The 7629-nt window shown below is 70.3% G+C and carries 9 protein-coding genes; 3 read left to right on the forward strand and 6 right to left on the reverse strand.

Annotated elements, in window-relative coordinates; translation table 11 throughout:
- The 3 genes from BXY45_RS22400 to BXY45_RS22410 all read left to right on the forward strand — a co-directional run.
- A partial coding sequence (locus BXY45_RS22400) for an AbrB/MazE/SpoVT family DNA-binding domain-containing protein (RefSeq protein WP_109776755.1) occupies window positions 1–369 on the forward strand: 369 nt, incomplete at its 5' end.
- 399 nt (window positions 370–768) lie between these two features.
- Window positions 769–1425 (forward strand): hypothetical protein, encoded by a 657-nt coding sequence (locus BXY45_RS22405; protein ID WP_211319857.1) that lies wholly within the window; start codon window positions 769–771, stop codon window positions 1423–1425.
- 167 nt (window positions 1426–1592) lie between these two features.
- Window positions 1593–2366: a DUF7668 domain-containing protein gene (locus tag BXY45_RS22410; RefSeq protein WP_146211343.1), complete on the forward strand. Its 774-nt coding sequence runs from the start codon at window positions 1593–1595 to the stop codon at window positions 2364–2366.
- Window positions 2367–2456: 90 nt separating this feature from the next.
- On the opposite strand, the gene BXY45_RS22415 is transcribed toward BXY45_RS22410, so the two are convergent.
- The 6 genes from BXY45_RS22415 to BXY45_RS22440 form a co-directional block, all read right to left on the reverse strand.
- The gene (locus BXY45_RS22415) at window positions 2457–2654 is read right to left on the reverse strand and encodes a sigma-70 family RNA polymerase sigma factor (protein ID WP_109776761.1); all 198 of its coding nucleotides are present in this window, start codon (window positions 2652–2654) and stop codon (window positions 2457–2459) included.
- 183 nt (window positions 2655–2837) lie between these two features.
- Complete coding sequence (locus BXY45_RS22420) at window positions 2838–4085, reverse strand: hypothetical protein (RefSeq protein ID WP_109776758.1); 1248 nt, start codon at window positions 4083–4085, stop codon at window positions 2838–2840.
- Between the two features lie 388 nt (window positions 4086–4473).
- A complete protein-coding gene (locus tag BXY45_RS22425; RefSeq protein ID WP_211319858.1) occupies window positions 4474–5430 on the reverse strand; it encodes an aldo/keto reductase in 957 nt (318 codons plus the stop codon).
- Window positions 5427–5804 (reverse strand): PPOX class F420-dependent oxidoreductase, encoded by a 378-nt coding sequence (locus tag BXY45_RS22430; protein WP_211319859.1) that lies wholly within the window; start codon window positions 5802–5804, stop codon window positions 5427–5429. The genes BXY45_RS22425 and BXY45_RS22430 overlap by 4 nt, the downstream gene beginning before the upstream one ends.
- Window positions 5805–6018: 214 nt before the next feature.
- Entirely contained in the window at window positions 6019–6531 is a 513-nt protein-coding gene (locus tag BXY45_RS22435) for a MerR family transcriptional regulator (protein WP_245961974.1), read from the reverse strand.
- A 166-nt stretch (window positions 6532–6697) separates the two neighbouring features.
- A complete protein-coding gene (locus BXY45_RS22440; protein ID WP_109776760.1) occupies window positions 6698–7405 on the reverse strand; it encodes a DUF6597 domain-containing transcriptional factor in 708 nt (235 codons plus the stop codon).
- Window positions 7406–7629: the final 224 nt, after the last annotated feature.

Raw genomic sequence — 7629 nt, forward strand, 5'->3', positions numbered from 1 at the left:
GGCTACCTGCTGCCCACCGAGTGGACCAGCACCGCGAAGCCCCCTCCGCCAAGATCACCTCGCCGCGAGGTCACGACGCGGTGGATCGAGGCTGAGTTGCGCAAGCGGTTCGGGTTGGATGCCCCTGGTGCCCAGCTGGAGCTGACAGAGCGTGAAGACGGCGTGCTGGAGATGCGCCCGATGATCGCGGTGCCTGTCAGGCAGGCCGGGTTCTGGACCCCGGAGTGGCAGGCTGGCGAGGCCGAGTTCGAGGAGCATGTACAACGCGGTGCGGTGATCAGCTTCGCGTCCATGGCGGACTTCATGGCCGACCTGGATGCACCCGAGGGCAGCGAGCAGAGCTCTCAGGATGCTGGTCACGCGGAATGAAGCACGCCCGGACCCCCGCTTCACGGCTGACTGGACGTCCTTGCCCGAAGTGCACCGACGGCTGTTCCGGCGAGTCGTGCCCGACTACGCCGCGGCCTGCGAGGCCTACGCCGCCAGCAGGGGGACGTACGTGTGGCCACAAAAGCTGCCTGTGACGCCCATGGTGAACGTTCCCGGGTGTGGGAAATGACGTGGTCGTTCGCCTCACCCGATGGGCGGGCTACGTTCAGTTTCCAGCAGATCGACGGCGAGCTGCAGGTTCTCTGGCGACGCATCGGAACCCACACGATCTACAAGAGCCCCTGAAGCGTCGCGGCTCGCTTCGTTGCCCGCAGTGTGTCGGACGGAGCGAGGGGACGCCCGCCTCGGAGCTGATTGTCCCCTGACATGATCGCTGGCGTGGATGACTGGCAAGCGTTCATCGCTGACTGCTCATGGTTCCTGCGCCCCGGTCAGACCGCGCAGATCGGTCAGACCGGTGCTTGGGACCGTGGGACAGTCGACGGCCTCCCCATCCTCAGCCACCTCCTGGCGCAGGCGGACGTCACACCGGTCCAGATCGGTGAGCAGCACCTTGAGCTGCTGGCCTGGGGGCCAGCACAGGAGCGACGCGGTTGGCTGTGTCTGCCGCCTGTCGTCGACGCTGCAGACGACTTCCATCCTGTTCACCGACAGCTGCTCGGGGTGTGCGGCGGGATCATCGAGCGATTCGGCGAGCCGGACTCCTGGCTGCTGAACCAGAACGACGTGTGGACTCTGTCCGCCGCTGCCGAGGACCTGGCCGGTGGCCTGGAGGCCTACGCCTGGCCCTGGGAAGAGCAGGGGCAGGCGGTCCCCATCGACCCGCAAGACCACTACGTGGTGGCCGTCGAGGCGAACGGGAACCTCACGATCGTCCACCGCGACAACGGCGCTCTGCTCCTGTTCGCGCCCGACCACGACTTCGACGGCGTCACCCCTCTACCTGGATCTACGGAGTACTCGCTCATGACGATCGACGAGGCGCCCGACCTGGCCAGTTGGCTCGAGGTGTGTGCTGCCGCCTGGACCGACTGAGCGACGGGTCGGCTACGGCCCTGGAGCGTCGTGTGCTGTCGATGACGACCGGCTCGGGTGTCCATCCCCTGCTGGCGGTTCCGGCGAGGGACGGCGAGATGGTGGGTGCCACCGTGGAGGGGCGGCTCGCCCACACACGACCGCATCCGGATCAAGGGGGACGTGCCGTGGCCGACGAGGCGGAGGAGCCGGCGGTGCAGCTGCCCGTGGAGTGGACCCGCCGAGCGCGCAAGGCCGAGATGACCCGGAAGACCGCGACGTCGAGACGCCGCCTGTTCGGGCGCACACCCCGCTGGCACACGCGCCGCGCGCGGGTTGTGGCGCTGTCGCCCGCAGACACCCCCGGCGACGTCGTGACCCAGCTCGCCGCCTGCTGGGACGACGCGGCGGAGCAGCTGCGTGGGGATCAGCTGACGCCGTCCGACATCGACGAGGTCACCGTGCGAACCACGGACTTGGCCGCCGCCCATGACCAGGCCGGTGCGCTGTCACGCCGGCTGCGTCAGGCCGGCGCGCGCGAGCAGGTGTACTTCGTCGTCGTCGACGATCTGCCGTTGCCTGGAGCGTTCGTCGAGCTGGAGGTGAGCGCCTCCCACACCACGCTCGTCTCGGGGCAACCGCCACCCGCCAGCGCTCCGCACGAGCCCGTGCGGGAACACCTGCGCGCCGCCATCCGCGCCGAGCTCGACGCCCTCGTCCGCGGGGATCGCCCCGACCAGCTCGTCTGGGTGGAGCAGTACGGCGACGACGGCGCGACCCTGGTCGTCCAGCCCGACGACATCTGGGAGCACCCGGAGTCCCATGTCCACCGTCACGACGACGGCGGGTGGTCCGTAGAGGTCCAGCTGTGGACCCTGACCGAGTACCCGAGCGAGCTCACCGCCGAGATCGAGATCGACCCGTCCGGCACGGCGACGCTCTACAACGTGCACGTCATGTAGGCGATGCCGGCCCGGAGCCTGAGGGAGGAGTGCGCTCGTGACGTCATCAGCGCACCTGGCGAGCGGCGGGACTCGTCAGACGCTGCCTGCTCAGTCGGACACCGCAGCCAAGACCTTCAGGCTTCGCAGTGCGCGCAAGGCGGTGCTGCGCACGGTCACCGGGCTCATCCCCAAGAGCTCGGCGATCTGAGGATCGGGGACGTCCTCGAGGTAGCGCAGCACCACCACGGCTCGCTGGCGTGGCGGCAGCCGGGCAAGCAGCTCGACGGCCGCCATCCGCTTTTCCATCGCACCCGTCCCTCCGACCTGGCCCGGGGAGGCCCACAGCGCGTGCTGGTCGCCGCGGTCCCGCGCCACCTGCTCGGCGGACCTGCGGTGCTGCTCGCGGTGGAGACGCGGCCTGACGAAGAGCTGTCTGCCGCGCTCGTCCAGCGGACGCTGATGAGCGCCCGACGCGTTGCGCGGAGGACGTCAGCGAGACGTCGGCTGCCAGCCCAGCGCCAGTTCCTGGGTGTCGTCAATGCGCCACCGGATGGCGTCAAGGAAGCCGGTGACGGCGTCGGTGAGCCACCACGTCGTTCCCGGGTCCCACCCCGCCAGCAACGTCCGCGCTGTCCCGGCCTCCAACCCGGCCCCCGCCGGCCCGCTCTCACCGAGCAGCGAGGTGACCAGCGCCCGTCCCGCGGTACTCAGGTAGCCCAGCACGCTCGGGTGTACCCCGTCCCATTCGCGCGCGACACTGACCCAGTCGGGCATCACCCAGGACCCCGACCAGCCGGTTGCGCGGTACCAGTCGTGACGCCGCGAGCGGGTGACGCGCAGCGGGTGCGCCTCGACCAAGGCAATCCAGGCCGCCGGACCATCGATCTCGTAGACCCGCAGGCCCGGGCGCAGGCGCACCTGACGGGTGGTCAGCGTGGGCCAACCGCTGGAGTCTTCGACGAGGACCACTCCCACCGGCGGCCGGTGCCCACCCGGGACCTCGGGCACCGCCAGGTCGGGCGCATGGCCTCCGGTTGATCGAGCGCTCGGGATGCTGGGAGTGGTGCACAGGAGATCGGAGGGCGCGGGAGTCGACCACCAGAACCCGCTAGAACTGGCGGTCACCTCCTGAGGACGCTCCCGGGCGGCGCGTTGCTCGTCGGCGACGGTGTCGCGGCGCCAACGGGCCAGGTGCTCGGCAGCTGTGGCTGCGTTCAGGGCGACGGGGTCAGGGTCATCGCTGAGGTCGTCGGAGTCGTGGTGGCGCTGCACGTGGTGCTGGTCTGTCAGGTCAACCCCGTCGCTCCACCATGCGGCGGCCGGTGCGCGCAGCACCGCCTCGGCGGCCGGACGCAGCAGTGGGCCCAGGTGAGGGTCGGCGAGCAGTTCGTCGTCGCCATCGGGCTCCTGCCAGTACCGGGCGGCGTTCACCGCGTCGAGGACCGCACCCAGCAGCGATACAGGGTCGGCAGTCCGCGCTAGGGCCGTGGTGTTGGTGGCTGCCACCGCGTCTGTCAGTTCCTGCACCAGCGCTGCGTGAGCGGTCCGCCCCGCGCCCAGGTCCTGCACCACATGGTCTCCGAACCAGAACGGTGGCCAGCGCAGCAGGTGCGGAGAGTGGTCGGTCAGCCTGCTCAGCGTCCGGCGACCACGGGGGCCGGCCAGCAGGAGGTCGACCGGCGAAGGACTGCCGGCTGCCGAGGCCGGCTGCTCGCCGGCGCCTCCTGAGGTGCTCACCGACGGATGCTCGCAGCAGCCAGCTCGATGGGCCCGCTCCACCATCCCCTTGATGTCGCCGAACCTCGGACGGCGGTCCCGTCAGCGCCTTCGAGAGCACGTCCAGCCGCCGCCGTCCCGCTGCCGACGGCGCCCGAATGCTCACTGGACCCCGCCGCTGCGTGAGGATCTAGCGTCGCCGACATGGCACCCATCGGAGACGACGGCGACATTGGACGACACCTGCTGGCGAGCTACGCCGGAGACGACCGGTGAGTCCAAGCAGTCGTGCGCCGCGCTGGCCACGCCTGAGCAGTCATCCGCTCCGGCATCGCCAGTGCTGGCGCTGGCGACTCTCCAGCGGGCCCGCAGCGTTGCTTTTACTTCACGTGATCAATCGCGTCGGTCGTCAGTACCGCGAGCCGACGGGTTCGGGCAGCGCGGCGAGCTCGTCGAGGTCCTGCGCACGGAGTCGCACCTGCGCGGCAGCCTGGTTCTGCGCGAGGTGCTGGCGGCGCGTCGTCCCCGGGATGACGTGCACGTGCTCGCTCTGGGCGAGCACCCAGGCGAGCGCGACCTGCCCGGGCGTGAGGTCATGGCGCTGCGCGATGCGACTAACGCCGTCCACGATCACCTGGTTTGCAGTCCGAGCCTCGTCGGTGAAGCGCGGCAGGCGAGAGCGGAAGTCGTCGTCGTCGAAAACCTTCTCCGGGCCGTGGGCCCCAGTGAGGAATCCGCGCCCGAGCGGCGCGAACGCGACGAAGGACGTGCCGTGCTCGCGGCACCACGGCAGGACGTCGTGCAGCCGATCCCGGGTCCAGATCGAGAGCTCGGACTGGACGACGGCGACGGGGTGGATGCCCTGGACGACGTCGAGCTGCTCCACGCTCGCCTCGGAGATGCCCAGCGCCCGCACCTTGCCGGCGCGGACGAGCTCGACCATCGCGCCCCACGTCTCTTCGACGGGCACCCGCTCGTCGACACGGTGCAGGTAGTACAGGTCGATGACGTCCACGCCGAGGCGGCGCAGCGACGCTTCGCACGCTGCGGTGATGTGCTCGGGCCGTCCGTCGCGGCGCATCCCGGCGACTCCACCGTCCGTGGCGAGCCCACCCTTGGTGGCGACGACGGCCCGCTCCCGCCAACCGTCGCGAAGGGCCCGCCCGAGGATCTCCTCGTTGGTGAAGGGCCCGTAGATGTCGGAGGTGTCGAGGTGTGCAGCACCCGCGTCCAGCGCCGCGCGGATGACGTCCACGGCAGGCTCTGCGCGGGAGTTCTCGTAGGCCCACGAGAAGCCCATGCATCCCAGTCCGACCGGGTGGACGAGAGGACTGTCGGGGAGGAGTCGGCGCCGCAGTGTGCTCACTGACTCGAAGCCTTCTCCGGGCGCACAACCAGGACGACGCGTTGCGGCCGATCTCCCAGCTCGTCGATGGTCAACTGGTACCGGTCCGCGAGCACGTCGAAGAACGCGCCCTGCGGATCGGGCTCGACAGCCTCCACTCGGCCCCGCAGTTCGAGGTAGCGGTAGGGCTGGTCGGGGTCGTGCACGCTCATCGTGAGCCGGTCGTCCGCGGTGACGTTGCGGAACTTCTGCCGTGGCGTGCTCGTCGTCAGTCGCAGGCGCGCACCGTCCCAGAGGTACCACATGGGGTTCACCTGGATCTGGCCGTCGGGGCGCAGCGTCGCGACGTGCCCGAACAGTGGTCGGTGCAGCAGGTCCTCGTGGGAGGCGGGCACCACGGATGGTCCTGAGCCCGTGTCCGAGGTGGCGTCCGGGGCAGGTGATGGGAAGAGCGATTCGTCAGACATCGAGAACCTCACAGTGTCGTCGTGTGCGACCAGATGGCGCCGCGGTCGCGTCAGCGCGTACCTCAGCGCGTGCCCAGGCAGCTGCGGGGCGGCTGAGGCGACGTCCTCGGCGGGGGCAGGGTGAGTTGTCGGACCGGCGCGGTCAGGGGGTGCCGCGGGCTTGCTGTACGGCGGTGTCGGCGTCCACCGGTGCGCCGTCGCAGTCCAGACCGGCAGCGATGAGCTCGCGGTAGTGCGCTGCCTTGGCCCGCACGAGGTCCAGCGCCTGCTGCAACTCGTTCTGGCGCTGGTGGATGCGTTCTTCGTGGCGTTGCAGGAGCGCCAGGCGACGCCCGTGGGTGGCTGCACCGGCGCTGACCAGCGTGGAGAAGGCACGCATCTCCTCGACAGGCATGCCGGTGGCGCGCAACCGGGCCAGGAGCACCACCATCGCTGCGTGCCGCGGGCTGTAGCGACGGCGCCCGTCGCTGCCGCGGGGCACCTGCGGCAGCAGGCCCTGGCGCTCGTACCAGCGCAGCGTGTCCTGGCTCAACCCGCTGATCGCCGCGATCTGCGCGATGCCCAGCAGCTCCTCGACGTCAGAGCTGCCGACCGCGCTGGACATCTCCGAGGTGGCTCCGAGCTGCGGTGTCGTCCGCTCGCTCGTGGTGGTCATCGACACGTCCGGCACGGTAGGTCCTGGAGTTCGCTCCAGCGCAAGCTCGCTCACGCTCCCCGTCGGCGGCGCAGGTATCGAGCGGTGACCTGCTCGGAGGCACGATCGAGTTCCGCGCAGAACTTCCGCCCGGAAAGGTGCCGCTACGGATCGACGAGATCCACCGTCAGTGGAGCAGGACGACGACGAGCGCAGCCACCACGTGCGCCAGCGCTGCAGCGACGCCCACCCAGACGAGCCCTTGCGCGACGGTGCCCATGCCACGGCGGCGCAGCGCCACGACGGCGACCACCAGCCCGATCACCGGCACGAGCACTCCAGACAAGAACGCCCAGAACGGCAGCCAGGAGTCGTCCACGGGGATGCCGAACCCGAACTGGGCGAGCACGCTTCGACGCAGCGTGCTCTCGGACCATCCCAGCTCGGAGCGGACCTCCGAGACGGGGCTCCCCTTGCGGGCAGCGGCCAGAACCAGCTGAGCCCATTCCGGGGACGTCGACCGTGGGGCGAGCTCGACCAGGCGCTGCGGGTCACGATCGGGCAGCTGCCCCGCAAGATCCCGCATCTGGGCCATGAGCTGGAGGGCGCGAGGACGGCTCACCACCTGCTCCAGGGCGACGGCGGTGTCGCGCAGGGCGCCCAGGTCGGTACCCAGCACGCTCGCGGCTGACCCCGGCGAGAACCGCAGGCCGACGGTCGGGAGGTTGCTGGCGTCAGCGGTGGTGGTGAGCCAGCGGGTGCTGGGACCGGCGACGAGGACGACGTCGTGACGCAGGATGAGGTCCACGCACCCGTCGGCCGCCAGCGTGGTCGCCGGGGAGCCGGCGGACGTCCACGCCACAGCGCCACTGGGGAGGTGGACCTGCTCGTACACACGCCCATCCTGGTGACCTCGACACGTCGACCCGAGCGAGGTCGCTGCTCGTCACTCTGCCGAGGCGTGCCGACCACCTTCTCGGTCGTGCGAGGCCACGCAGCGCAGCGGAGGGCCGCTGACTGGTTAAGAACGTCCGCCAGTAGGTGTGATCATGCTGCGCGGATGCGCTTGGAGCGAGGCCGGTTCTCCCAGCGGTACCGGTCCCAGCACCCCACGATCAG

This window comes from Quadrisphaera granulorum, assembly GCF_003149145.1.
GTDB classification, from domain to species: domain Bacteria; phylum Actinomycetota; class Actinomycetes; order Actinomycetales; family Quadrisphaeraceae; genus Quadrisphaera; species Quadrisphaera granulorum.

What these genes read in the sequence shown, in the direction of transcription:
- BXY45_RS22435 (WP_245961974.1), bottom strand. Translation starts at nt 6,531, where the DNA reads ATGACCACCACGAGCGAGCGGACGACACCGCAGCTCGGAGCCACCTCG.
- BXY45_RS22415 (WP_109776761.1), bottom strand. Translation starts at nt 2,654, where the DNA reads ATGGAAAAGCGGATGGCGGCCGTCGAGCTGCTTGCCCGGCTGCCGCCA.